The following is a 22153-nucleotide window of genomic DNA, read 5'->3' on the forward strand; positions in this document are numbered from 1 at the left end:
TTTGTGTGGGTGGATCGGTTCAGCCGAGGTCGGCGATCGCGTCGGTGATGACGGTCACGACCTCGTCGGGGTGGGAGCGCATCACGAGGTGCGGCGCGTCGAGTTCGATGACCGAGCGGAAGCCGGCGCGCTCGTACCCGAACCGCTCGACGTCCGGATGGATCGTGCGGTCGGCCGCCGAGACGACACCCCACGCGGGCTTCACCTTCCACGCCGCGACTGGAGCCGGCTCGCCGAACGCGAGAGCCGCCAGCGGACGCTGCGACACCGCCAGCACCTCCGCGACCTCCCGATCGACCCCGGCGGCGAAGATCTCGGGGAACGCGTCGACGTTCACCGACACGTCGGTGCCGGGCTCGCCGCCGTCGACGGGGAACGGCGTGTAGATGAGGTTCGCGGCGAGATCCGAGTCGGGGAAGCCGCCCTGCAGCTGCCCGAGGCTCTCGCCTTCGTCCAGCGCGTAGCCCGAGAGGTAGACGAGACCGACGACGTTCTCGGCCACCCCGGCGACGGTGATCACCGCGCCGCCGTAGCTGTGCCCGACGAGCAGCACCGGTCCGTCGATCTCTTCGACGACGGAGCGGATGTACGCCGAGTCGCCGAGCAGGCTCCGGTTCGGCACGGCGGGCACGTGGACCCGGAAGCCGCGATCGAGCAGCAACCGCGTGACGGGGGCGAAACTCGCGGCATCCGCGAATGCCCCGTGGACCAGAACGACGGTGGGTGAAGCCATGGCGGGCATCCTTTCGGAAGGGGGATGCTCGTCACGCTAAAGCGCTTACCTGCCGCTGTCGTGGCCCTCGCAGTACACGTCTCAGCGCGTCGCACCCCGGTGCTTCGCCAGTCGGCTGCCCGAGGTGGGAGTCACGGTGTCGGGGGAGGGCAGCGCCACTGTTCCGTCGAGCACCTTCGCCCGCAACTCGACGAGCGCGCGCTCGCCGATGCTGCCCGGAATGCCGTAGCAGATCACGGTGTAGAGCCCCGGATGCGCTTCGAGGATCTGCCATTTCATGTCGACCCAGCCGTGCTCGGGGAAGTAGTTCGGCGCCGTGCCCGAGGTCAGGGGGAGCGCCTCGTGCTGGTCCCACATCTCGGCGAAATCGGCATCATCGAGAAGCAACCCGATGATCTCCTGCCAGCGCGGATCCGACGGATTGCCGTAGTACCGGACCCGCGACACCGTCGTCCGCGCGCCGTCCAGCCACGAATCGAGCGCCCGCACCTCGGGCGGAGCCTCGAACTGCATGAGCGCGAGGTTGTTGCCGACCTCGACGTATCCCGGCGCGACTGCCCGGATCAGGTCGTTGACGACCATGATGTCCTGGTTGCGGTCGATGATGTACGCCGCCGTGTGCTCCCAGTGCGTGATCATCTCGACCAGATCCGGCGGCGGTTCCTCGCCCTGGTGCACCTCGTACGGCGCCTCCGAATCCGGCAGGGCGAGACGCTGCAGGTAGGCCGTCCCCGCCCGGTCGAGCCGCAGAGCGCGAGCCAGCGAATTGCACACCTGCAGCGACATCTGGTGTCCGCTGCCCTGCTCGAGCCGCCGGTAGTACTCCGCGCTGATGCCGGCCAACCGCGCGACCTCCTCGCGCCGCAACCCCCGCACACGGCGGCGAGGTTCGGAAGGGATGCCGACGGCATCCGGAGTCAGTGCCGCGCGGCGCGCGCGGAGGAAGCTCGCCAGCGCGCTCTTCTCCGAACCCGGTCGATCAGAAGTCACGCGAGACATCCTGCCCGAGACGTGTGTCGGGTGGGGGTGTGCGCGTCAGGCGTTGCCGCTGAGCAGCCACATCATGAGGGCGCTCGTCGAGATCAAGCCGGTGATCGCGGCGATCGATCCGAGCGAACCGCCCACCAGCGCCATCACCTTCGACTGGCCGCGCGTCAGCGCGTAGATCCCGAGGCCGAACGCCGTCAGACCGAGGAGAAGCCCGGCCCACGGGACGAGTCCGGTGAGGAACGCGACGATCCCGACGACCAGGGCGGCGACGGCGAGGCCCTTCTTCGGCTGCGAGTTCGTGGGGAGGGGCGGCGACGCCCGGCGGTCCGGTTCGGACCGACTCGGTAGTTGGGACATCGCTCCCTCTCTTGTCGACTGCTCCTCAGGCTACCGGGCGACTGCCGGAGCGATGTCGGAGGCCCTCACCACAATGGAGGTATGACCGAACGGCCCCGCATCAGCATCGACGAGCACGTGACGCTGCTCGCCGGTGTCGTGCACGACGCGGTCAGCGTCGAGCGGCTGCTGTCGCACCTCGAGGTCGTGAAGGTGAAGGTCCTCGCCCGGGCCAGCGCGCTCGCCGAAGCGAACGCGGCGGGCAGTGCGAACGAGCGCGACATGGCCCTGCGCGAGATCGCCGCCGAGCTCGGGGGAGCGGTCGCGGCATCCGATCGGGTCATGCAGCGTCGCATCGACGAAGCCCGCACCATCGTGGAGGACTACCCGGCGGCCCTGAAGGCATGGGAACTGGGTCGCATCACTCGCGGTCACGTCCGCGTGATCACGGATGCCGGGGCGAACCTCCCGGGCGACGTCCGCCCCATGGCCGAGGCGATCGCCGTCGAGCGGTGCCGCCATGACACCCCCAACCGGGTGCGCGCCGAGATCGAGATCCTCGCGCACCGGATGCACCCGCGCTCCTTCACCGAACGGCATCAGGATGCCGCGGCCCGCCGGTCCGTGCGCATCGTGCCCGGCCAGGACGGCATGTCCGAGCTGATCGCGAACCTGCCCACCGTGCTCGCCGAGGGCATCCACGACCGGCTCACCCAGCAGGCCCGTGCGGTCATCGACACTCGCACGGAGCGCGGCGGCATCGAAGCCGTGGCAACAGACGAGCGGAACACCGATCAGGTGCGCGCCGACGTGTGCGCCGACCTGCTGCTCGCGGGAACGCCCGCGCTCGACGACACCCGCGACACGACCGCCGGTCCGCTCGGCGCCATCCGCGCACGCGTGCAGGTCGTCGCCCCCGCGACCGCCCTCGCCGGCGAAGACCCCGCGTGCGACCTCGTCGGACGTTCGCCCATCGACGCCGACACCGCCCGGCGCCTCGCCGGCGGCGCCCCATCGTGGGAACGTCTCGTCACCGACCCGATCTCGGGCACCGTGCTGGCCGTCGACACGTACCGTGTGCCGCTCGCCATGCGGCGCTACCTGCAGGCCCGCGACCAGCACTGCCGATTCCCCGGATGCCGCATGGCCGCCATCCGCTGCGAGGTCGATCACACGCACGATCACGCCCTCGGCGGCAAGACCGAGGTCACCAACCTCGGTCACCTCTGCCAACGGCACCATTCGATGAAGCAGTTCACCAAATGGCGGGTGCGACAACTCGGGGGTGGCGTCCTCGAATGGACCTCACCCCTCGGCAGAACGTATCGCGAAGACGCACCGACACCGGCCGTCGCGTTCGCTCCTGCCTGAGATGCCCGAGACTGTCGACATGGCCGGTTTACATCACGTCGAACTCTGGGTCGCCGACCTCTCCGCTGCGCAGACCGAATGGGGATGGCTGCTCGCCGAGCTCGGGTTCGCCCGCGAGAGCGTGTGGACCGAGGGGGAGTCGTGGGCAGCGGGCGGCGCCTACCTGACCCTCACGACGTCGCCGAACCTGTCGACGGCCGTGCACGACCGGCGCGCTCCCGGGGTGAACCACATCGCCTTCTCGGGCGGATCGCGCGACGACGTCGACGCGATCATCGCCGCCGCGCCTGACCACGGCTGGCGCCCCCTCTACCAAGAGCGGTACCCACACGCCGGCGGCCCCGATCACTATGCGGCGTGGCTCGAGAACTCAGCCGGAGCCAAAGCCGAGATCGTCGCCGACGCACACTGACACTCGGAGCATGACAGCGGTGCCAGGATGGTCCGGTGGCCCCTGACGTGAACGCGCTCCAGAACCATCCCGGTGACGTCGAGTACCCGGTCCGCTCGCGTCGGCGATACGCCCGCGTGCTCGAGGCGAAGCGCAAGGCCGACCCCGCCGAGATGCGTCGACGCGCTCTGCCCGTCACCCTCATCGCCGCCCCGTCGGTATCGCGGCCTTCGTCCTTTCGTTCGTGTGGCAGGTCGACGACGTCATCGTCAACTTCTTCGCCTTCGCTGTCGGAATGGCGGTGGGCCTTTTGATCGCCTCGATCATCCTGGCGCGACGGGATGCCGGTGCCCCCCGCCGAGCCCAGCTCGCCTACATCGCGGCATCCGGTCGACAGGCGCTCACGACGCGGCAGCAGCAGATCCTCGCGCTCGACTGCGCGAGCGATTTCGCCGCCCGCGGTTGGAACGGTTCGCTCGCGTTCACGCCCACGTACTCCGAGCTTCCCCAGGAGCTGCGCGCGAAGCACCAGGACGGCGAGAAAGGGTCGCCCTGGTTCTCGCTGCCCGTCGCGTCGCTCAAGCAGCTGCGCGGCGCCCTCGACGAGCAGTTCAAGATCGTCACTAAAGCCGATGCCGAGCTGCTCGTCGCCGACACGCTCACCATCGGCCTCAACTCGCAGCGCTTCGCCGAGGTCGTCCACAGTGACGGCGGCGAGCACATGATGACGCGCGTCGCCGGGCTGACCGAGATGCCCGTCTTCGACATCCAGGACCTCGCCCGCGGCACGGAGGAGCACCCCGCCCGGCTGCTGCTGGCCGCCGACATCGAACGCGGCATCGGCGGCATCCGTTACGCGTACGTCGCCGGCTACCTCACGGCCGACGAGACGTGGGCGCTGCTCGAGCCGCTCGCCGAGAAGGCGTTCGCCACCTACCGCAGCTGGGACGACTACTGGCGCGAGGTCATCATCGCCACCGCGTTCCGCACCGATTCACTGCAGGCCGTGCAGAGTCAGCGCGACGCGCTCGCCGACCTTCGCAGGTCTTCGTGGCCCGCGGCATCCGTCACCTGGCCGGCCAGCGGGGCGCGCGCATGAGGATCGCGACCGACCTCGCCGAGATCGAGCTCGACGTCGTGCACCGTTGGCTGTCCGAGGGCGCGTACTGGGCGCTCGGCCGCAGCCGTCACGTCGTCGAGCGCGCCGCGCGAAACTCCCTCAACTTCTTCGCCCGGGACGACGACGGGACGCCCCTCGGCTATGCCCGCGTCGTCACCGATTCCGCGACGTTCGCGTGGCTCTGCGACGTCTACGTCGACCCGGCCGCGCGCGGGCAGGCCGTCGGCAAGGCGCTCGTCGGCGCCGTCGTCGCCACGCTCGAGCCGATGGGCCTGAAGCGGACGCTCCTCGTCACCGCCGACGCGCACGGACTCTACGAGCAGTTCGGGTTCGAGCCGTACCCGACGCCCGAGCGCCTCATGCAGCGCGGCTGACGCAAGGCCCGGTCACTTCTCGACCTCGCGGCCCTCCGCGATCCAGGAACCCGTGCCGCCTTCGACGTTGGTCGTCTCGAGACCGTGGTGCTCAAGGAACGCCGCCGCCCGCGCGCTGCGTCCGCCGGCCTGGCAGATGAGGTGCAGGTCGTCGAGCTCGCGCAGCTCGTCCACGTGGTCGGGCACCGTGGCGAGGGGGATGTTGCGCGCGCCGGGCACGTGACCCGCCGCGAACTCATCGGGTTCGCGGACGTCGATGATGTTCGCGGGGGAGGCCTCGGCCAGCTGCGCCGTCGTGATGGAGTGCATACCTCGATGGTCGCAGATCAGAGCGGATGCCGGGCGGTCAGGCTCGTCAGATGGTGCTCCAGGAGACGGCGCGCGTGCGTCGCGGGATCCGCCGGATCGGCCCACAGCAGGTGCAGCGCGAGCCCGTCGAGGAGCGCCTGCAGACGGAGCGTCTCGAGCGCGATGTCGATCTCGTCGGGCAGGTCGAGCTGACCCAGTGCGACGCCGCAGATCAACCCGACACCGTCGTGCAGGTCGCGCACACTCTCGGTCAGGGTCGCGTCCGTCAGAGCGAGACTCCCCAGCTGCAGCTGCGCGATCAGCTCGACCCGGCGAGTCGTGTCGAGCGGCAGCAGCTCGAGCAGGACGGCGATCGCCAGCGGCATCCGCTCACCCGTCAACCCCGTCACGCGTGCGGAGACGGCGTCGTGGATCCGGTCGACGCAGTACCGGCGGAGCGCGAGCTGGGTCGGGAACGCGCGGCGGAGGGATGCCGTCGCCAGCCCTGCCTCATCCGCGATTTTCCGCACCGAGAGTGCGGCGAGTCCGTCACGGGCGAGGACGCGCATCGCGGCATCGCCGATCGCGCGGTCGCGCTCGTCGTGGTCGATCAGTCGCGGCATGCTCTCATCATGCCGCGACCGCGGGTGCCTTCTTCGGCCACACGGTGTAGCCGAGCGCCCAGAGGGTATCGACGGCGACGATCACGCCGAGGATCGGGAAGAACCGCAGCAGCTCCGACGTGCGCTCGGGAGCCCCGACCAGCAGGATCAGCCCGCCCAGCACGGCCGCCGCGATGGCGACGGCGAGCAGCGTGCGGGGGACGTCCTTCCAGCAGGCGCGTGCGTAGTCCCAGCCGTACCGTCCGGGGCGCGGCGCCGCGCCCCGGAACCATTGAGCGAATTTCGCGTCGGCCCACGCCACCATCCGGTGTCCGTACGCGACCGAGACGCCGATGTAGAGCGCGGCCAGGCCGTGATGCCACGACGCGGTACCGCCCCCCAGGAGATCGACCCCGACGAGGACGAGCAGGATCAGGTCGATGACCGGAGCCGCGAGCAGGAGCATCGCTCCCAGACGCGGGCGACGGAAGACGTAGCGGGCGACGAGACCCGCGATGATCGCGAGCCAGAAGCCGATTTCGCAGGCGATGATCGCCACCAGGATCACGAGGATTCCTTTCGTCCGAACGAGTCCGATCAAAGTAGCACGACTGTGCTAAATAAGCCGGCCGCCGGTCGCGATAGCGTTCCTTCGTGATCCCGATCGAGAACCTCCTCGCCTTCGCCCTGGCGTCGATGGTGATCATCGTCATCCCGGGTCCCGGGGTCCTGTTCGTCATCGGCCGATCCATCGCGCTCGGCCGTCGCGCGGGCGTTCTCAGCGTGCTCGGGAACTCGCTCGGCAACATCCCCGCGATCCTCCTCGTCGCATTCGGCGTGGGGGCCATCGTCGCGTCGTCGGTCATCGCCTTCACGGCGATCAAGATCGTCGGCGCGATCTATCTCGTCTACCTGGGCGTCCAGGCGATCCGGCACCGGAAGCACCGAGCAGAGCGGGACGGGCGAGCATCGGCATCCGTCGTCACCCTGTTGCGACAGGGCTTCGTCGTCGGTCTCACGAACCCGAAGACCATCGCGTTCTTCGTCGCCGTCCTACCGCAGTTCGTCGCTCGGGATGCCGGCCCGGTATGGGCGCAGCTGCTGATGCTCGGCCTGATCTTCCAAGTGATCGCCCTCGTCTGCGACAGCACGTGGGCGGTCGCCGCCGGCACGGCGCGCGTCTGGTTCGGGCGGTCGCCGGGGCGCCTGGCGACGCTGTCGGGCGCGGGCGGGGTCCTCATGATCGGGCTCGGCGGGGCGCTCGCCCTCACCGGCGCGAAAAGCTGACGAGCGGGAATGTTCCGGAGCGCTGATGCGCTGGAACACCCCATGACGAACAACACGAAGCCTGCACAGTCGTCCGGCACGTTCCGCATCGGCGGAGACCTCGAGGTCACCCGCCTCGGCTACGGCACCATGCAGCTCACCGGCCCCGGCGTCTGGGGTCCGCCGAAGGACCACGACGAAGCCATCCGCGTCCTCCGCCGCAGCGTCGAACTCGGCGTGAACTTCTTCGACACCGCCGAGTCCTACGGCCCGTACGTCGCCGAGGAGCTCCTCAAGGAAGCCCTCCACCCCTACGCCGACGACGTCGTCATCGCGACGAAGTCCGGCCTCACCCGCACCGGCCCGAACGTCTGGCCGCCGCTCGGACGCCCCGAGTTCCTGCGTCAGGGCGCGGAGATGAGCCTCCGGCGCCTCGGCCTCGAGCGCATCGACCTGTTCCAACTGCACCGCATCGACCCGAAGGTCCCCCTCGCGGACCAGGTCGGCGAGCTGAAGGCGCTGCAGGACGAGGGCAAGATCCGCCACATCGGCCTCTCCGAGGTTTCGATCGACGAGGTCAAGGCCGCTCAGGAGATCGCCGAGATCGTCACGGTCCAGAACCTCTACAACCTGCAGCACCGCGACGCCGAGGACCTCCTCGACTGGTCGGAGGAGCAGGGCATCGGCTTCATCCCGTGGTTCCCGCTCGCGACCGGCGGCCTCACCGGCCCCGACTCTCCGCTGACCGACATCGCCGAGCGCAAGAACGCGACCCCCGCCCAGGTGGCTCTCGCGTGGCTGCTCAAGCGCTCGCCCGTCATGCTCCCGATCCCGGGCACGTCGAGCGTCGCCCACCTCGAGGACAACCTCCAGGGCGCCGTCATCGAGCTGACCGACGAGGAGTTCGCGGAGCTCTCGAAGCTCGGCAGCTGAGCCCCGGCATCCCTGGCGTCACGCGTCCACCTCTGCAAGGGTGGGCGCGTGACGCATTTCAGCGGTCAACCCGTCGTTCGGATGTGGACCGGTGTGGTGCGCGCCGAGGATGCGGACCGCTACATCCGGTACGTGGAGCGCACCGGCATGGATGCGTATCGCGCCACCCCCGGCAACCTCGGCGCGTGGCTGCTGACGCGCGACCTCGGCGACGGCCGCACGGAGATCACGACCCTGTCGCGGTGGGAGAACCTCGCCGTGATCGCGGCCTTCGCGGGCGACGACATCGAGCGTGCGGTGTTCTACCCGGAGGACGACGAGTTCCTCATCGAGCGCGACGAGCGGGTCCGTCACTATCGGCAGGCGTGACCGTATCTTCTTCACCTGATCCCGCGTACGGTGAGCACTATGTGGACAGTTCTCATCATCTTGTTGATCATCTGGGTGGTGCTGTCGATCGTCGGTTTCGCGTTCGAGGGTCTCTTCTGGCTCGGCCTCATCGGCATCGTGCTCTTCGTCGGCACCCTCGTGTTCGGCTTCATCCGACGGAGCGCCGCCAAGAAGAAGGTCTGACCGGGGCTACGCCTGCCGGTGGTGCACGCTAGAGCCATGGCTGCTGTCTCGTCGCTCTACCGGTATCCGATCAAGGGCTTCACGCCCGAACCCCGCACCGAACTCGTCGTGCAGGCCGATGGGCGTATCGCCGGCGACCGCGTGCTCGCGTTCCGCTTCGCCGACGCCACGGCTCCCGAGGACGACGACGGCCTCGACTTCTGGCCGAAGAGCCGCGGCCTCGCGCTCATGGACTTCCCGTCCATCGCCCGCCTGCACGTCGAGGTCGCCGACGGCATCGTGCGCATGAGCGACGACGGCACGCTGCTGGTCGAGGCAGGGCTCGACGACACGGGTCGCCGTGAACTCGAGGACGCCGCCACCGCCTTCGTCGCGCGGTCCTCCGATGCAAGACTCCTGCAGCGCGAGGGCGTCCTGCCCCTCCGGCTCATCGGCGACGGTGTCACGTCACGGTTCCAGGATCGCGCGCGCGGCTACGTCTCGCTCCACGGCGAGTCGACCGTCGCGCAGGTGGATGCCGCGGTCCCGGCATCCGTCGATGACCGCCGCTTCCGCTCCAACATCGTGGTGTCGGGCACTGCGCCCTGGGAGGAGCTCGACTGGTCGGGCCGCGTCCGCATCGGCGACGTCGAGTTCGAGGTCCAACGCCCCATCGGTCGATGCGCCGCGATCACCGCGAATCCCGACACCGGCGAGCGCGATGCGCGACTGCTGCGCGTGCTCACGACCGAGTTCGGTCAGAGCGAGGCGACCCTCGGCATCCTGCTGCTTCCGGTCGGCGACGGCGGCACGGTGCACGTGGGGGACGAGATCGTCGCCGACCGGAACTGACCGCCTGGGAGCGATCCCATAGACTCTTCGTCGGCATTCCCCATGCACTCTCCGATCCACACCCCCGCTCCACCGCGCCGCGACATCCAAGGCCTTCGCGCCATTGCCGTCCTCGCGGTCATCGGCGCACACGCCGCAGGATGGCCGGCGGGCGGGGTCATGGGCGTCGACGTCTTCTTCGTCGTCTCGGGATTCCTCATCACCGGGATGCTGCTGCGCGAAGCGCGTGACACCGGCCGACTCGCGCTCGGCTCGTTCTACGCGCGCCGAGCGCGCCGCCTGCTGCCCGCGGCGCTGACCGTGCTGATCGCCGTCGGGGTCGCCGGCTGGTTCCTCTTCAACCGCACCCGCGGCGAGCAGACGCTGTGGGATGCCGCCTGGGCCGCCGTCTTCGCATCGAACTGGAACTTCGCTGCGCAAGGCACCGATTACTTCGCCGACACCGGAGCCGTCTCGCCGCTGCAGCACTTCTGGTCGCTGTCGGTCGAAGAGCAGTTCTACCTCGTCTGGCCGCTGCTGCTCCTGATCGTCGTCGCCCTCGTCGGCCGCACGCGGGTCAGGATCGTCGCGGGTGGTCTCGCGGCAGCGGTCGTGGCGGGGTCATTCGGCTGGGCGCTCGTCCAGTCCGATTCGCAGGCGACCGTCGCGTACTTCTCCACGCTGACCCGCGCGTGGGAGCTCGGCCTCGGCGCGCTCGTCGCCGTTCTCGTCCCCCTGCTGCGCCGCATCCCGCGCGCGCTCGGAGGCGTGATGCAGTGGACGGGCGTCGCGGGGATCGTCGCGTCGCTGCTGCTCATCGACCCGACCGGGGGAGGCTTCCCCGCCCCGTGGGCGGCGGCGCCCGTCGCCGCCACGGCGCTCGCGATCGCGGGCGGGGTCGGGGGAGACCCGCGCCACCGACACCTGTTCCCGCTCACCAACCCGGCGACGGTCTTCGTCGGCGACGCCTCGTACTCGCTGTACCTGTGGCACTTCCCGGTGGTGGTCTTCGCGGCAGCGCTGCTCCCGGCATCCGAGTGGCATGTCTGGATCGTGCTCGGCGCGAGCGCCGTCCTCGGCCTCGCGTCGTACCTGATCGTCGAGCAGCCCCTGCGCTACGCGCCGTTCCTCGGCGGGATGCCGCGCGCCGAGGCCCGTGAACCCGAACCGGAGCCGGAGCCCGTCCCCGTGCCGGTCGTTGCGGTCGCGACGACGCGCCCCGCGGGGTGGACGCCGGGGACGCGATACTTCCCGGGATCATCCCGGCCGGCGGCTCCGCGCATCGAGCCCGCCGCGATCGCCGCGGCGCCCGCCCCCGTCGCCGAGCCGGTCCTCGTCGAACCGGCCACCGAGCCGCGCGGGAGTGCGCTCTCCGCGTGGCGTGAGCGCTTCGCCGCGCAGGTCTTCCTCGCGACGGCCGGACTCGTCGTCGTCGCACTCGCCGGCGCGCTCGCGGTGACGGCATCCGGCCACGGTCCCCGGTTCGGTCTGCCCGAACTTGCCCCCGCCGCGTCGGCGCCCACGGTCTCGGGCGACCCCACCGCCGATCTGCAGGCAGAACTGGCCGCCGCCGTCACCGCGGACGCGTGGCCCGACCTCACCCCCTCGCTCGACCGCGTGATGGCGGCGTCGTCGGGAGCCAACCCCGCGCACGACTGCTTCTCGCCCGGCGCGGCAACGGCCTGCGGGTGGGGGAGCGGCGATGCGCCCGTGCACATCTGGCTCGTCGGCGACTCGACCGCCATGGCCTACGCGCCTGCCTTCCGCCGCATCGCGGACGACAGCGCCGGCAGCATCCGCGTCTCGGCCATGGGCATGTACGGATGCCGCTTCACCGACGTCCTCGTCGAGAACGACGACCCGCAGGTGATGGCGGGATGCCAAGCGCGCAAGGCCGCCGTGCGAGCCGCGATCCTCGCCGATGCGCCCGACCTCGTCGTCATGTCCAACGCGTTCACGCTCGGGCGGACTGTCGACGGCACCGACCTGTCGGCGGACGCGCTCATCGCCGCACAGCGACGCGAGGCCGACACCTACGGGATGGGCGAGCGGATGCTGCACCTGGCCCCGCCGCCCCAGGGAGTGAGCCTCGCCGCCTGCTACACGCCGACGTCGTCGCCCCGGGCGTGCGACAGCGCGGTCGACGGAACGTGGCGCACGATGGAGGCCCTCTCGGAGCGCGCCGCCGCGGACGCCGGCGACCATGCGATGTCGTCGCTCGCGTTCACATGCGCCGACGAGGTCTGCCCGCCCTTCGCGGGGTCGATCCCGACGAAGTACGACCAGACCCACCTGACCGTCGAATACGCCGAGCACATCGCGCCGGCGCTGCGGCAGGCGCTCGACACCGCGGGTCTGCTGACCACGCGCTGACGACCTGCGCCAAGATGGCGGGATGCCTCTCCTCCCCGCCCCGCGCCTCATCGACCCCGCCGCCGTCCCCGCCCTGCGGTGGGGTGTCATCGGCACCGGGATCGCCGACCAGTTCGTGCACGCTATCCACACCCACACGACGCAGCGCGCGGTGGCCGTGACGGCACGCGACACGACGAAGACCGACGCCTTCGCAGAGCGGCACGGCATCGCGCGCACGCACGACTCCGTCGATGAGCTGGTCGCCGACCCCGACGTCGACGTCGTCTACGTCGCCACGCCGCATCCGCTCCACCGCGAGCAGGCGCTCGCCGCCATCGCCGCCGGAAAGCACGTGCTCATCGAGAAGCCGATCGCGATGACCGCGGCGGACGCGCGCGAGATCCTCGACGCCGGACGCGCAGCAGGCGTGCTCGTCGCCGAGGCGATGTGGACCCGCTACCTGCCGCAGGCCGACGTGATCCGCCAGCTGCTCGAGGCGGGGACCCTCGGCGATATCGACCTCGTCCGCGCCGACTTCGGCTCGCTCGTCCCCTTCGACCCCGCGAGTCGGATGTTCGCCCCGGCGCTCGGAGGCGGCGCCATGCTCGACCTCGGCGTCTACATCGTCGCGTTCGCCTCGTCGATCATCGGACCGCCCACGACGATCCGCGCCGTCGGCACCCTCGCGCCGACCGGTGTCGACGACAGCGCCACGATCGCCCTGAAGACGGATGCCGGGGTCCAAGCCGCCCTCACGACGACCTTCGGAGCGGTCACGCCGATCGAGGCATCCGTCTTCGGCTCCCGCGGCCGACTCGATGTCCTCAGCCCGTTCTACGGGCCCACGGGGCTGCGCCTCAGCGTCGATGGGCAGGTCGAGGAGTGGCGCGACGACACCCTGCCGCAGGTGCACGACGGGCTCGGCTATCAGGCGACCGCGGTCGCCTCGTTCGTGGGAGCCGGGCTCGTCGAGTCCCCGCTGCACCCGCACGACGAGGTCGTGTCGGTGCTCGCCACGATCGACGAGGTCCGCCGTCAGATCGCCGCTGGTTGAGCACGTGCTGGTGGCCCGGGGTTAGCCTTGATCACCATGACCATCCAGCACACCGTCGTCTTCGCCCTGCACCACGCGGAGGATTCCTCCGAAGAGAAGACGTTCCTGACGGACGCGCAGCGGTCCCTCTCGGCCATCCCCGGCGTCCAGCAGTTCCGCGTCAACCGTCAGATCAGCCCGCGCAGCGACCTGCGGTGGCAGTTCACGATGCTGTTCGACGACCAGGCCGCCTACGACGCGTACAGCGCCCACCCCGACCATGTCGCCTTCGTCGAGAGCCGCTGGAGCCACGAGGTCCGCGACTTCCAGGAGTTCGACTTCGTCGCCGGCGACTGATCGGGGCGTTCGGGGCGCTCAGCGCTCCGAACGCACGTCCGCGAGCGACGGGTAGTCGGTGTAGCCCTCTGCTCCGCCGGTGTAGAAGTACTCCGGACGCGGCTCGTTCAGCTCGGCGCGCTGCTCCCACCGGATCGGCAGGTCCGGGTTGGCGATGACCGGGCGGCCGACGGCGACGGCATCGGCCCATCCCTCGAGCACGAGCTCCTCGGCCTCTTCACGCGTCGTGACGACCCCGAAGCCCGAGTTGAGGATCGTGGGCGCGCCCGCCGCGTGGCGGATGTGCTGCACGATGTCGCTCTTCGGGTCGGCGTGCAGGATGTCGACGAACGCCAGACCCAACGGGGCGAGGCCCTCGGCGAGGGCCGTGTAGGTCGCACGCGCGTCGGCGTCATCGCTCTCGAGGACACCGGGGATCTGGTGCTGCGGCGAGAGACGGATGCCGGTGCGCTCCGCCCCGACCGCCTCGGCGACCGCGCGGGTCACCTCGATGCCGAAGCGCGCGCGGTTCTCGGGAGATCCGCCGTACACGTCGTCGCGGACGTTCGACTCGGGGGAGAGGAACTGGTGGACGAGGTAGCTGTTCGCGCCGTGGACCTCGACACCGTCCATGCCCGCGGCGATCGCGTTGCGCGCCGCCTGCACGAACTGCGCGACGGTCTCTGCGACCTCCGCCGTCGTGAGGGCGTGCGGGACGGGGAGGTCGACCTTCTCGCCCGTCACCGTGCGCCCCTGGCCGGGGGAGGCGATGGCGCTCGGGCCCACGACCAGGTCGACGCCCGAGATCTCGGGGTGCGAGACGCGCCCGCCGTGCATCAGCTGCATGACGATCGTGCCGCCCTCGGCATGCACCGCGTCGGCGACGCGACGCCAGCCGGCGATCTGCTCATCGGTCTCGATGCCCGGCTGGCCGGGGTAGGACTTGCCGGCGACCACGGGCCAGGTGCCCTCGGTGACGATGAGGCCGACACCGGCGCGCTGGCGGTAGTACTCGACCATCACATCGTTCGGCACACCGTCCTCCGCAGCCCGCGTGCGGGTGAGGGGTGCCATGACGACACGGTTGGACAGATCGAGGGCGCCGAAGACGGCGGATTCGTACAGGCTCATGTTGAGGGGCAACGACACGTCAGCACGGTCGTATTCCCCTCCACTCTCACTCGGCCGGGGGAGCACCCTCCTCGGCCGGTGCCGCGTCGACCAGGTCGTCGTGCGCCTGCTCGAACTGCGAGCGGTAGAGGCGGTAGTAGGCGCCCTGCTGACCGATGAGCTCTTCGTGCGTGCCCTTCTCGACGATGTCGCCGTGCTCCATCACGAGGATGAGGTCGGCGTCGCGGATCGTCGACAGGCGGTGCGCGATGACGAACGAGGTGCGTCCCTCGCGCAGCGCCGCCATCGCGTGCTGCAGCAGGAGCTCGGTGCGCGTGTCCACGGATGACGTCGCCTCGTCGAGGATCAGCACCGCCGGCTGTGCCACGAAGGCACGCGCGATCGTGATGAGCTGCTTCTCGCCGGCCGACACGTTCGAGGCGTCCTCGTCGAGGAGCGTCTCGTAGCCATCGGGCAGCGAGCGGACGAACCGGTCCACGCGCGTCGCGACCGCGGCATCCACGATCTCGTCATCGGTCGCCGAGGCGCGGCCGTAGCGGATGTTCTCGCGGATGGTGCCGGCGAACAGCCACGGGTCCTGCAGGACCATGCCCGTCCGCGAGCGGACGTCGTCGCGCGAGAGCTGCGCGATGTCCTGCCCGTCGAGCAGGATGCGGCCGCCGTCGAGCTCGTAGAAGCGCATCAGCAGGTTGACGAGCGTCGTCTTGCCCGCACCCGTCGGGCCCACGATCGCGACGGTCTGCCCCGGCTCGACGCGGAACGACAGATCCGTGATGAGCGGGTGCTCGGGTGCGTAGGCGAACTTCACGTGCTCGAACTCGATCACGCCACGCCCTTCGCCGCGGGCCGGCGCGTCAGCGGCATCCGGTTCCTGCTCGTCGGCGTCGAGGAGCTCGAACACGCGCTCGGCCGAGGCGGTGCCCGACTGGACGACCGCGGCCATGCCGCCGAGTTCGGACAGCGGCTGTGTGAACTGCTGCGAGTACTGGATGAACGCCTGCACGTCACCGAGACGCAGCTGACCGCTCGCGACCTGCAGCCCGCCGAGCACGGCGATGCCGACATAGGTGAGGCTGCCGACGAAGGTCATCGAGGGCATGATCATGCCCGAGAGGAACTGCGCCTTGAACGCGGCCTGGTAGAGCTCCTCGTTCTCCTCCTGGAACTTCGCACGGGCATCGGCCTCGCGGCCGAACACGCGGACCAGCGAGTGCCCCGAGAACGACTCCTCGACGCGGGCGTTGAGGCGGCCGACTTTGCGCCACTGCACCCCGAACGCCTTCTGCGACTTCGGGCCGATGACGCCGAAGATGATCGCCATGAGCGGCAGGGCGATGAGGGCGACGATCGCGAGCTGCCATGAGATCGAGAACATCATGACGAGCACGCCCACCACGGTGAGCACCGCCGTCAGCGCACCCGACAGCGACTGCTGCATCGTCTGGGTGATGTTGTCGATGTCGTTCGTGACACGGGAGATGAGCTCGCCGCGCTGCACACGGTCGAAGTGCGACAGCGGCAGGCGGTTGAGCTTCGCTTCGACGTCTTCGCGCAGGCGCCACATCGTGCGGACCATGATCACGTTGATGACGTAGCCCTGCGCCCACGTCAGGATCGCCGACACGACGTAGATGACGAGCACCCACGTGATGATCACCTTGAGCGCGTCGAAGTCGACGCCCGAGCCGGGCGTGTAGTTCTGCATCGCGGCGACGATGTTGGCGAAGTCGTCCTGGCCCTGACCGCGCAGCGCGGCGACCGTCTCAGCCTGGCTCAGCCCGGCGAACGCGGGGTTGTCACCGAGCATGTTCGACAGGAACCCTTCGAAGACGATGTTCGTCGCCTCGCCGAGCACCTTCGGAGCGATCACCGCGAGGACGACACCGATCGCTCCGGCGAGCGTCACGAGGCCGAACATCCACTTGAACGGCGCCAGCAGGGCGATCATGCGGATGAAGCTGGGCCCGAACTGCGACGCCTTGCCCGGCGCGACCGAGTCCCACGATCCGCTGTTCAGGCGCGCCTGCTCGGCGAGCTCGGCTTCGAGCTTCTCCTCGTCGGTCATCTGCGTGTCCGGCGCGCTCATGCGTCCACTCCCAGCTGCGATTCGACGATCTCTCGGTAGGTCTCGTTGGTGGCCAGGAGCTCCTCGTGCGTTCCGACACCGACCATGCGGCCGGCGTCCAGGACGACGATGCGGTCGGCGTCGGTGATCGTCGACACACGCTGCGCGACGACGATCTTCGTCACCTCCGGTAGCTCGCGCCAGAGCGCCTGACGCAGCCGGGCATCGGTGGAGAGGTCGAGGGCCGAGAACGAGTCGTCGAAGACGAGGACGTCGGGCCGGTGCACGATCGCGCGGGCGATCGAGAGCCGTTGACGCTGCCCGCCGGAGACGTTCGTCCCGCCCTGCGAGATGCGGGCGTCGAGCCCGCCGTCCATCTCCTCGACGAAGTCGCGGCCCTGTGCGATCTCGAGAGCGTGCCAGAGTTCCTCGTCGGTCGCGTCCTCGCGCCCGAAGCGGAGGTTCGACGCGATGGTCCCGGTGAACAGGAACGGCCGCTGCGGCACGAGGCCGATGCCCTTCCAGAGCTCGTCGAGGTCGGCTTCGCGGACGTCGACACCGGCGACGCGGACCGACCCACCGGTGACGTCGAACAGGCGGGGGATGAGCGAGACGAGCGTCGTCTTGCCGGCACCGGTCGACCCGACGACGGCGACCGTCTCGCCGGGCGCGGCCGCGAAGGTGAGGCCCTCGAGCACGGGCGCATCCGCGCCCGGATAGGTGAAGGCGACGTCGTCGAACTCGACCGCACCGGGGCGCGGGAACTCCCGCACCGGCTTCTCGGGACGTGCCAGCCCGCCCTCGACCGCGAGGACCTCGCCGATGCGGTCGGCCGAGACAGCGGCGCGCGGGATCATGATCGTCATGAAGGTGGCCATCAGGACGCCCATGAGGATCTGCCCGATGTACTGCATGAAGGCGAAGAGGGTGCCGATCTGCACGCTGCCCTCGTTGACCTCGATGCCGCCGAACCAGATCACGCCGACGACCGTGATGTTCAGCACGAGCATCGCGAGCGGGAACATCAGCACGAACAGCGACCCGACCTTGCGGCCGACGACGAGGATGTCGGTGTTGGCGCCGCGGAAGCGCTCCTCCTCGATCGGTTCGCGCACGAAGGCGCGGACGACGCGGACGCCGGTGAGCTGCTCGCGAAGGATGCGGTTCACGGCGTCGAGCTTCTTCTGGTAGCTGCGGAACAGCGGCACCATCCGGCTGATGATGAGGACGCCGATGACCAGCAGCGCCGGCACCGAGACCCCGATGAGCCAACTGAGCCCGACGTCCTGCTGCAGCGCCATGACGATGCCGCCGATGGCGAGCAGCGGAGCGGTGACGAGCATGGTCGCGCCCATCATCGCGAGCATCTGGACCTGCTGCACGTCGTTCGTGTTGCGGGTGATCAGCGATCCCGCGCCGAACTGGGTGACCTCGCGCTCCGAGAAGCCGCTGACGCGGTCGAAGATGTCGCGGCGGATGTCGCGCCCGACCGCCATGGCGGCCCGCGCGGCGAAGAAGGTGGCGACGATCGAGGCCACGATCTGGCCGAGGGCGATGACGAGCATGAGCACGCCGTGCGACCAGATGTAGCCGACGTCGCCCTGCGTGACGCCCTTGTCGATGATGTCGGCGTTCAGGCGGGGAAGGTACAGCGCAGCCATGGCGGAGGCGAACTGGAAGAGCAGCACGCCGATCAGCAGCCAGCGGTAGGTCCGGAGGTACCGAACCAGAAGGGTTCCGAGCATATTCTCAGAGTGCCACCACCCGCCGACATCCGCGTCCCCCTGCGGGCGGATGTCCGCTCAGGGCGTAGGCGTCAGCTCGCGAGTTCGAGGAGCTCCTTGACGTGGCCGACGACCTCGCGGGGTCGGAACGGCTTGGCCACCACCTCGTCGACGCCGGCGCGGATCGCGTCCTCCTGGTCGGAGGTGTGGACGCGCGCGGTCAGCATGATGATGTGCGGCTGCGGGATGTCGGTGCTCCGCCGGATCTCGCGGGCCGCCTGGATCCCGTCCGTCCCGGGCATCATCCAGTCCATGAGGACGACCCGCGGCCGGTCCGCGCGGACCCGCTCGACGCCCTCGCGACCGTTGCCCGCGCGAGCGGTCGAGATCCCGGCGCGCTCGAGACTCGAGACGAGGAGCATAGCGATGTCGTCGTCGTCGTCAACCACAAGAACCGAAATCGCCACCCCCGTACTCTGACACCGATCCTGCGGTGCGGGTAATCCGAACCCCGCCGCCGGTTCGTCGGGGGCTGTCCCCGGCACGGGAGGGGGACCCGAGCATGAGCGATCGTCCGATGTGGAAGCCGATGCGACCCGAGGAGCTGTTCTCGCGGCTGCAGCTCCCGTTCGTCGCCGGGGTGACGTTCGTCGTCATCGCGGCCTGCCTCGCCGTCCCGAGCCTGTGGTCCGCCGGGCCCGTCCTCGCCGGCGTGGGTCTCGCGTATGCGGCATCCGTCGTCTTCCTCCTGCCGCAGCGCGCCTGGCTGCTGACGCCCGGGGGGATCGTCGTACCGCTCGTGGACATCGTCGCGCTCGCCCTGCTGCGCGCCTCGCTCTTCCCGTACATCCCGACCGTCGGCGTCCTCTGCCTCATGCCCTTCGCGTGGATCGCGCTGCGGTACCGCTGGCAGGCCCTCGCCCTCGTCTTCCTGGGCGGGCTGCTCATCTCGGCACTTCCGCTGCTCCTGCAGGTCGAGTCCGTGTCGACGCCGCTGATGGTCCTCAACCTCCTCACACTGCCGTTCCTGACCACGGGCATCTCGGTCGGTATCCACCTCGCCGTGAAGAGCTTCCGCAAGAGCCGACAGGAGGTGGAGGATGCCGCGCACCGCCTGCAGGCGAACCTCGAACAGTCGCGCGACGATGAGATGGTCCTGCGAACCGTCCTCGACACGGTGAACGGGGCCGTCGCGTTCTACAACGCGGAGGGTCGCCCCGTGCTGGCCAACCGCGCCGCACACAAGCTGACCGGTGTGGTCGGCTTCCGCTTCGACGAGGCGCCGTACGCCGGGCCGCACGTGTTCAAAGCCGACCGGAAGACCCCGGTTCCGTGCGCCGAGCAGATCATCCCGCGCGCCCTCCGTGGCGACGCCATCCGTAACCACCTGGAATGGTTCGGCCAGCCCGGCGACCAGGTCGCGATCCTCTCGTCCTCGGGTCGCGTGCATCGCTCGAACGGCGAACTGCTCGGCACGGTGGTCGCGGCCTACGACGTCACCGACCTCGCCGACGCCATCGAGGCGCGCGAGGAGTTCCTGACGACCGTCTCGCACGAACTGCGGACGCCCCTGACCTCCGTCGTGGGGTACGCCGAGCAGGTGATCGACATCCTGGGCGAGGACGCCGAACGCCTCGGCATCGGCACGGCGCTGGGCGCGATCTCGCGCAACAGCGAGGTGCTGCTCGAACGCGTGTCGCAGCTGCTCACGGCCGGCAACAAGAAGATGGTCCTCGCGCCGACGGTCGTGGACGTCGCGGAGCTCGTCGAGGAGACGGTCGCCGTCATGGTGCCCCTCGCGCGGCAGGCCGGCGTCGCGCTGTCGCTGGAATGCGACGAGAACGTCATCGCCGAGCTCGACGCCCGGCGGATCGAGCAGGCGGTCGAGAACCTCCTGACGAACGCCGTCAAGTTCACGCCGTCCGGGGGCTCGGTGTCCGTGAGGGTCACGCACGTTGCGGACGGAGACCACGTGCGCATCGCGATCAGCGATACCGGTATGGGCATGACGGCCGACGACGCGCGCCGTGTGTTCGACCGTTATTACCGGGCGACCGCCGTGCGGAAGAACGCCGTCCAGGGCATCGGGGTCGGCCTGTCGATCGTCAAGTCGATCGTGTCCGCCCATGCCGGCGATGTGGGCATCGAGAGCGAGCCCGGCGAGGGGACGACGATCACGCTGTGCCTTCCGCGGATGCGCGAGCCCGTCGCGCCGGCGGAGGATTTCGCGCTCTCGGCGTGACGACGGCTCCGTCGCTATGCTGTCGCCGTGACAGGCCCCGGAGACGAGCGCCGCAGCCCTCACCGGGCGCGGGACGCGCGGTGGCTGCGCGAGGCGACCGATCGCGTCCCGACGGCGTGGATCCCCGGCATCCTCACCGCGGTGTTCCTCGGTGCGGCCGCGGCGTTCGGCGGGCTCGAGGCGGTCGCCGCCCCGCCCGTTGCGACCCTGCAACCGGGGGAGACGCACGTGAACGACATGCTGTCGATCACGGTCGAACGTGCCGTGCTGATCGACACGCTGAGGGACGCGGGTCTGTCCGCGGACCCGGACAAGGGGGAGCGTGTCGTGGCGGCCGTGGTGCGGGCGGAGAACGTCTGGGACACCGCTCTGCCGGCGGCGGCCCAGGGGAAGGGGCTGTCGGGGTCGATCATCGCCAGTGATCTCGGTGGGCGGCATCCCGACGCGGTGGCTCGACTCGACGACGGGAACACGGGCCCGTGGTTGCAGCCGGGGGTCCCCGTCGAACTGGTCGTGGGGTGGATCATCACGAAGGACGAGCTGACGGATGCCGATGAGCTGTCGCTCGAGATCCGCGACTTCTCCCTCGTCACGGGGAAGTTGGTCGTGAACGGGGAATGGTGGGACAGCCCGGTGGTCGTCGCGAAGATGGACGTCCCGCTCACCGATGTCGGCGCGGGCGCGAACCAGCCGAGCCAAGGGGCATCCCGGTGAAAAGCGTCACGGTGTGGGCCGGGGGCATCGTCCTGCTGGTCGCGGCGTGGGGAGTCACGCAAATCCCCGCAGGCCAAGCGTTGACAGAGTCGTCCTTCGTCCAGTCCGTCGACGTCGGAGACCGCGCCGTCGGACGGCAGATGGCCGTCACCGTCACGGACGTCGCCGCAGCCGAGCGGATCTCGGATGAGGTCGGCTGGGCCGCCGACGGGGCGTGGGTCGTCGTGGACCTCAGCGTCGAGGCCGTGAACACGGAGGAGGGCGCCGTCCTCGGCCTGGCCACCCTCCTGATCGACGGCGACACCTACCGCGCCAGCGAACGACCCGTGTCGCTGCTCGGCAAGGCGCTGCAGGTGGGGGTGCCGAAGACGGGGAGTGTCGCGTTCGAGCTCCCGGCGGGGATGCGGGACGGCACCGCCGTCATCCGCTTCACCGTGAGCGATCGCGACTGGCGTCTCGATTCCGTCGTCGAGTTCACCGTCGATCTCGGCAGCCTACGCTGGGACGACGAACGCGAGCTCGCCCCGCTCGCGGGGGGTGGCGTGTGAGTGCCTGGTGGCGCAGCAATCGGCGGGCCCTGCTCGCGCTCGTCGTCGTCGTTCCCCTCACCGCGGGGGTCTTCCTCGGGTGGGAATGGTGGAAGGTCGCGCGGTACGAGCCCACCTTCCCGACGGTGGCCGAGCAGGGCCGCGCCGCGGACTTCGCCGACATCACCTTCGGCCCGGCCACCGCGACGGAGGTCTCACTGCTGGGCGTGACGGCTCCC

25 protein-coding genes are annotated in these 22153 nt (G+C 69.9%); 15 read left to right on the top strand and 10 right to left on the bottom strand.

Going from position 1 to position 22153, the window contains the following annotated elements; all coding sequences use genetic code 11:
• Positions 1-19 precede the first annotated feature (19 nt).
• From H286_RS0102055 to H286_RS0102065, 3 genes are all read right to left on the bottom strand, one after another.
• Positions 20-733 carry an alpha/beta hydrolase gene (locus tag H286_RS0102055; protein ID WP_020096914.1) on the bottom strand — a complete coding sequence of 238 codons (714 nt, stop codon included), beginning with the start codon at positions 731-733 and terminating at the stop codon, positions 20-22.
• Between the two features lie 81 nt (positions 734-814).
• Positions 815-1723, bottom strand: a complete 909-nt coding sequence (locus H286_RS14380) for a helix-turn-helix transcriptional regulator (RefSeq protein ID WP_020096915.1) — start codon at positions 1721-1723, stop codon at positions 815-817.
• Between the two features lie 45 nt (positions 1724-1768).
• The gene (locus H286_RS0102065; RefSeq protein WP_020096916.1) at positions 1769-2080 is read right to left on the bottom strand and encodes a hypothetical protein; all 312 of its coding nucleotides are present in this window, start codon (positions 2078-2080) and stop codon (positions 1769-1771) included.
• Positions 2081-2161: 81 nt separating this feature from the next.
• Here H286_RS0102065 and H286_RS0102070 point away from each other — a divergent pair, with 81 nt between their 5' ends.
• From H286_RS0102070 to H286_RS0102085, 4 genes are all read left to right on the top strand, one after another.
• Positions 2162-3430, top strand: a complete 1269-nt coding sequence (locus H286_RS0102070; protein ID WP_020096917.1) for an HNH endonuclease signature motif containing protein — start codon at positions 2162-2164, stop codon at positions 3428-3430.
• Between the two features lie 19 nt (positions 3431-3449).
• Complete coding sequence (locus tag H286_RS0102075) at positions 3450-3842, top strand: VOC family protein (RefSeq protein WP_020096918.1); 393 nt, start codon at positions 3450-3452, stop codon at positions 3840-3842.
• A 223-nt stretch (positions 3843-4065) separates the two neighbouring features.
• A complete protein-coding gene (locus tag H286_RS14385; protein ID WP_020096919.1) occupies positions 4066-4920 on the top strand; it encodes a DUF1266 domain-containing protein in 855 nt (284 codons plus the stop codon).
• A complete protein-coding gene (locus H286_RS0102085; RefSeq protein ID WP_036324076.1) occupies positions 4917-5315 on the top strand; it encodes a GNAT family N-acetyltransferase in 399 nt (132 codons plus the stop codon). The genes H286_RS14385 and H286_RS0102085 overlap by 4 nt, the downstream gene beginning before the upstream one ends.
• Before the next feature lie 12 nt (positions 5316-5327).
• Here the strand turns inward: H286_RS0102085 and H286_RS0102090 are convergent, their stop codons facing one another.
• From H286_RS0102090 to H286_RS0102100, 3 genes are read right to left on the bottom strand one after another with little or no spacing between them, the layout of a single operon-like run.
• Positions 5328-5624: a rhodanese-like domain-containing protein gene (locus H286_RS0102090; RefSeq protein WP_020096921.1), complete on the bottom strand. Its 297-nt coding sequence runs from the start codon at positions 5622-5624 to the stop codon at positions 5328-5330.
• 17 nt (positions 5625-5641) lie between these two features.
• Positions 5642-6226: a TetR/AcrR family transcriptional regulator gene (locus tag H286_RS0102095; protein WP_020096922.1), complete on the bottom strand. Its 585-nt coding sequence runs from the start codon at positions 6224-6226 to the stop codon at positions 5642-5644.
• 7 nt (positions 6227-6233) lie between these two features.
• On the bottom strand, positions 6234-6773 hold the full coding sequence (locus H286_RS0102100) for a hypothetical protein (RefSeq protein WP_020096923.1): 540 nt from the start codon (positions 6771-6773) through the stop codon (positions 6234-6236).
• Positions 6774-6859: 86 nt separating this feature from the next.
• Here H286_RS0102100 and H286_RS0102105 point away from each other — a divergent pair, with 86 nt between their 5' ends.
• Genes H286_RS0102105 through H286_RS0102140 form a run of 8 tightly spaced genes read left to right on the top strand, consistent with a single transcriptional unit; the run spans position 6860 to position 13532 of the window.
• Positions 6860-7492 carry a LysE family translocator gene (locus H286_RS0102105; RefSeq protein WP_020096924.1) on the top strand — a complete coding sequence of 211 codons (633 nt, stop codon included), beginning with the start codon at positions 6860-6862 and terminating at the stop codon, positions 7490-7492.
• Positions 7493-7534: 42 nt separating this feature from the next.
• Positions 7535-8404 carry an aldo/keto reductase gene (locus H286_RS0102110; protein ID WP_020096925.1) on the top strand — a complete coding sequence of 290 codons (870 nt, stop codon included), beginning with the start codon at positions 7535-7537 and terminating at the stop codon, positions 8402-8404.
• A 48-nt stretch (positions 8405-8452) separates the two neighbouring features.
• Positions 8453-8773 carry a hypothetical protein gene (locus H286_RS0102115; RefSeq protein WP_231370869.1) on the top strand — a complete coding sequence of 107 codons (321 nt, stop codon included), beginning with the start codon at positions 8453-8455 and terminating at the stop codon, positions 8771-8773.
• A gap of 39 nt (positions 8774-8812) precedes the next feature.
• Positions 8813-8977, top strand: a complete 165-nt coding sequence (locus H286_RS15000) for a hypothetical protein (RefSeq protein WP_018188508.1) — start codon at positions 8813-8815, stop codon at positions 8975-8977.
• 36 nt (positions 8978-9013) lie between these two features.
• Positions 9014-9808 (top strand): MOSC domain-containing protein, encoded by a 795-nt coding sequence (locus tag H286_RS0102125; RefSeq protein ID WP_020096927.1) that lies wholly within the window; start codon positions 9014-9016, stop codon positions 9806-9808.
• A 42-nt stretch (positions 9809-9850) separates the two neighbouring features.
• Complete coding sequence (locus H286_RS0102130) at positions 9851-12160, top strand: acyltransferase family protein (RefSeq protein ID WP_028497360.1); 2310 nt, start codon at positions 9851-9853, stop codon at positions 12158-12160.
• Between the two features lie 22 nt (positions 12161-12182).
• Positions 12183-13196 (top strand): Gfo/Idh/MocA family protein, encoded by a 1014-nt coding sequence (locus H286_RS0102135; protein ID WP_020096929.1) that lies wholly within the window; start codon positions 12183-12185, stop codon positions 13194-13196.
• A gap of 36 nt (positions 13197-13232) precedes the next feature.
• A complete protein-coding gene (locus H286_RS0102140) occupies positions 13233-13532 on the top strand; it encodes a Dabb family protein (protein WP_020096930.1) in 300 nt (99 codons plus the stop codon).
• Between the two features lie 18 nt (positions 13533-13550).
• Here H286_RS0102140 and H286_RS0102145 read toward each other — a convergent pair whose 3' ends face one another.
• The 4 genes from H286_RS0102145 to H286_RS0102160 form a co-directional block, all read right to left on the bottom strand.
• The gene (locus H286_RS0102145) at positions 13551-14642 is read right to left on the bottom strand and encodes an alkene reductase (protein ID WP_028497361.1); all 1092 of its coding nucleotides are present in this window, start codon (positions 14640-14642) and stop codon (positions 13551-13553) included.
• A 46-nt stretch (positions 14643-14688) separates the two neighbouring features.
• Entirely contained in the window at positions 14689-16728 is a 2040-nt protein-coding gene (locus H286_RS0102150; protein ID WP_020096932.1) for an ABC transporter ATP-binding protein, read from the bottom strand.
• Positions 16725-18452 (bottom strand): ABC transporter ATP-binding protein, encoded by a 1728-nt coding sequence (locus H286_RS0102155; protein WP_020096933.1) that lies wholly within the window; start codon positions 18450-18452, stop codon positions 16725-16727. Before H286_RS0102155 ends, H286_RS0102150 begins: the two co-directional genes overlap by 4 nt.
• Before the next feature lie 71 nt (positions 18453-18523).
• Positions 18524-18898, bottom strand: coding sequence for a response regulator (locus H286_RS0102160; RefSeq protein ID WP_231370870.1), 375 nt, complete (start codon positions 18896-18898; stop codon positions 18524-18526).
• Between the two features lie 95 nt (positions 18899-18993).
• Between H286_RS0102160 and H286_RS0102165 the strand changes: the two genes are divergently transcribed.
• The 3 genes from H286_RS0102165 to H286_RS0102175 are packed head-to-tail and all read left to right on the top strand — an operon-like array spanning position 18994 to position 21935.
• Positions 18994-20673 carry a PAS domain-containing sensor histidine kinase gene (locus H286_RS0102165; protein ID WP_020665413.1) on the top strand — a complete coding sequence of 560 codons (1680 nt, stop codon included), beginning with the start codon at positions 18994-18996 and terminating at the stop codon, positions 20671-20673.
• Positions 20674-20700: 27 nt separating this feature from the next.
• Positions 20701-21387, top strand: coding sequence for a hypothetical protein (locus H286_RS0102170; protein ID WP_020096936.1), 687 nt, complete (start codon positions 20701-20703; stop codon positions 21385-21387).
• Positions 21384-21935 carry a hypothetical protein gene (locus H286_RS0102175; protein ID WP_020096937.1) on the top strand — a complete coding sequence of 184 codons (552 nt, stop codon included), beginning with the start codon at positions 21384-21386 and terminating at the stop codon, positions 21933-21935. The genes H286_RS0102170 and H286_RS0102175 overlap by 4 nt, the downstream gene beginning before the upstream one ends.
• The last annotated feature ends 218 nt before the right edge of the window (positions 21936-22153 follow it).

Origin of the sequence: Microbacterium sp. 11MF (assembly GCF_000383475.1) — a bacterium.
Classification (GTDB): domain Bacteria; phylum Actinomycetota; class Actinomycetes; order Actinomycetales; family Microbacteriaceae; genus Microbacterium; species Microbacterium aquilitoris.

Coding starts and splice junctions, on each gene's coding strand:
- H286_RS0102055 (WP_020096914.1), bottom strand. CDS start 733: ATGGCTTCACCCACCGTCGTTCTGGTCCACGGGGCATTCGCGGATGCC.
- H286_RS0102065 (WP_020096916.1), bottom strand. CDS start 2,080: ATGTCCCAACTACCGAGTCGGTCCGAACCGGACCGCCGGGCGTCGCCG.
- H286_RS0102070 (WP_020096917.1), top strand. CDS start 2,162: ATGACCGAACGGCCCCGCATCAGCATCGACGAGCACGTGACGCTGCTC.
- H286_RS0102075 (WP_020096918.1), top strand. CDS start 3,450: ATGGCCGGTTTACATCACGTCGAACTCTGGGTCGCCGACCTCTCCGCT.
- H286_RS0102085 (WP_036324076.1), top strand. CDS start 4,917: ATGAGGATCGCGACCGACCTCGCCGAGATCGAGCTCGACGTCGTGCAC.
- H286_RS0102090 (WP_020096921.1), bottom strand. CDS start 5,624: ATGCACTCCATCACGACGGCGCAGCTGGCCGAGGCCTCCCCCGCGAAC.
- H286_RS0102095 (WP_020096922.1), bottom strand. CDS start 6,226: ATGCCGCGACTGATCGACCACGACGAGCGCGACCGCGCGATCGGCGAT.
- H286_RS0102110 (WP_020096925.1), top strand. CDS start 7,535: ATGACGAACAACACGAAGCCTGCACAGTCGTCCGGCACGTTCCGCATC.
- H286_RS15000 (WP_018188508.1), top strand. CDS start 8,813: ATGTGGACAGTTCTCATCATCTTGTTGATCATCTGGGTGGTGCTGTCG.
- H286_RS0102125 (WP_020096927.1), top strand. CDS start 9,014: ATGGCTGCTGTCTCGTCGCTCTACCGGTATCCGATCAAGGGCTTCACG.
- H286_RS0102130 (WP_028497360.1), top strand. CDS start 9,851: ATGCACTCTCCGATCCACACCCCCGCTCCACCGCGCCGCGACATCCAA.
- H286_RS0102135 (WP_020096929.1), top strand. CDS start 12,183: ATGCCTCTCCTCCCCGCCCCGCGCCTCATCGACCCCGCCGCCGTCCCC.
- H286_RS0102140 (WP_020096930.1), top strand. CDS start 13,233: ATGACCATCCAGCACACCGTCGTCTTCGCCCTGCACCACGCGGAGGAT.
- H286_RS0102145 (WP_028497361.1), bottom strand. CDS start 14,642: ATGAGCCTGTACGAATCCGCCGTCTTCGGCGCCCTCGATCTGTCCAAC.
- H286_RS0102150 (WP_020096932.1), bottom strand. CDS start 16,728: ATGAGCGCGCCGGACACGCAGATGACCGACGAGGAGAAGCTCGAAGCC.
- H286_RS0102155 (WP_020096933.1), bottom strand. CDS start 18,452: ATGCTCGGAACCCTTCTGGTTCGGTACCTCCGGACCTACCGCTGGCTG.
- H286_RS0102165 (WP_020665413.1), top strand. CDS start 18,994: ATGAGCGATCGTCCGATGTGGAAGCCGATGCGACCCGAGGAGCTGTTC.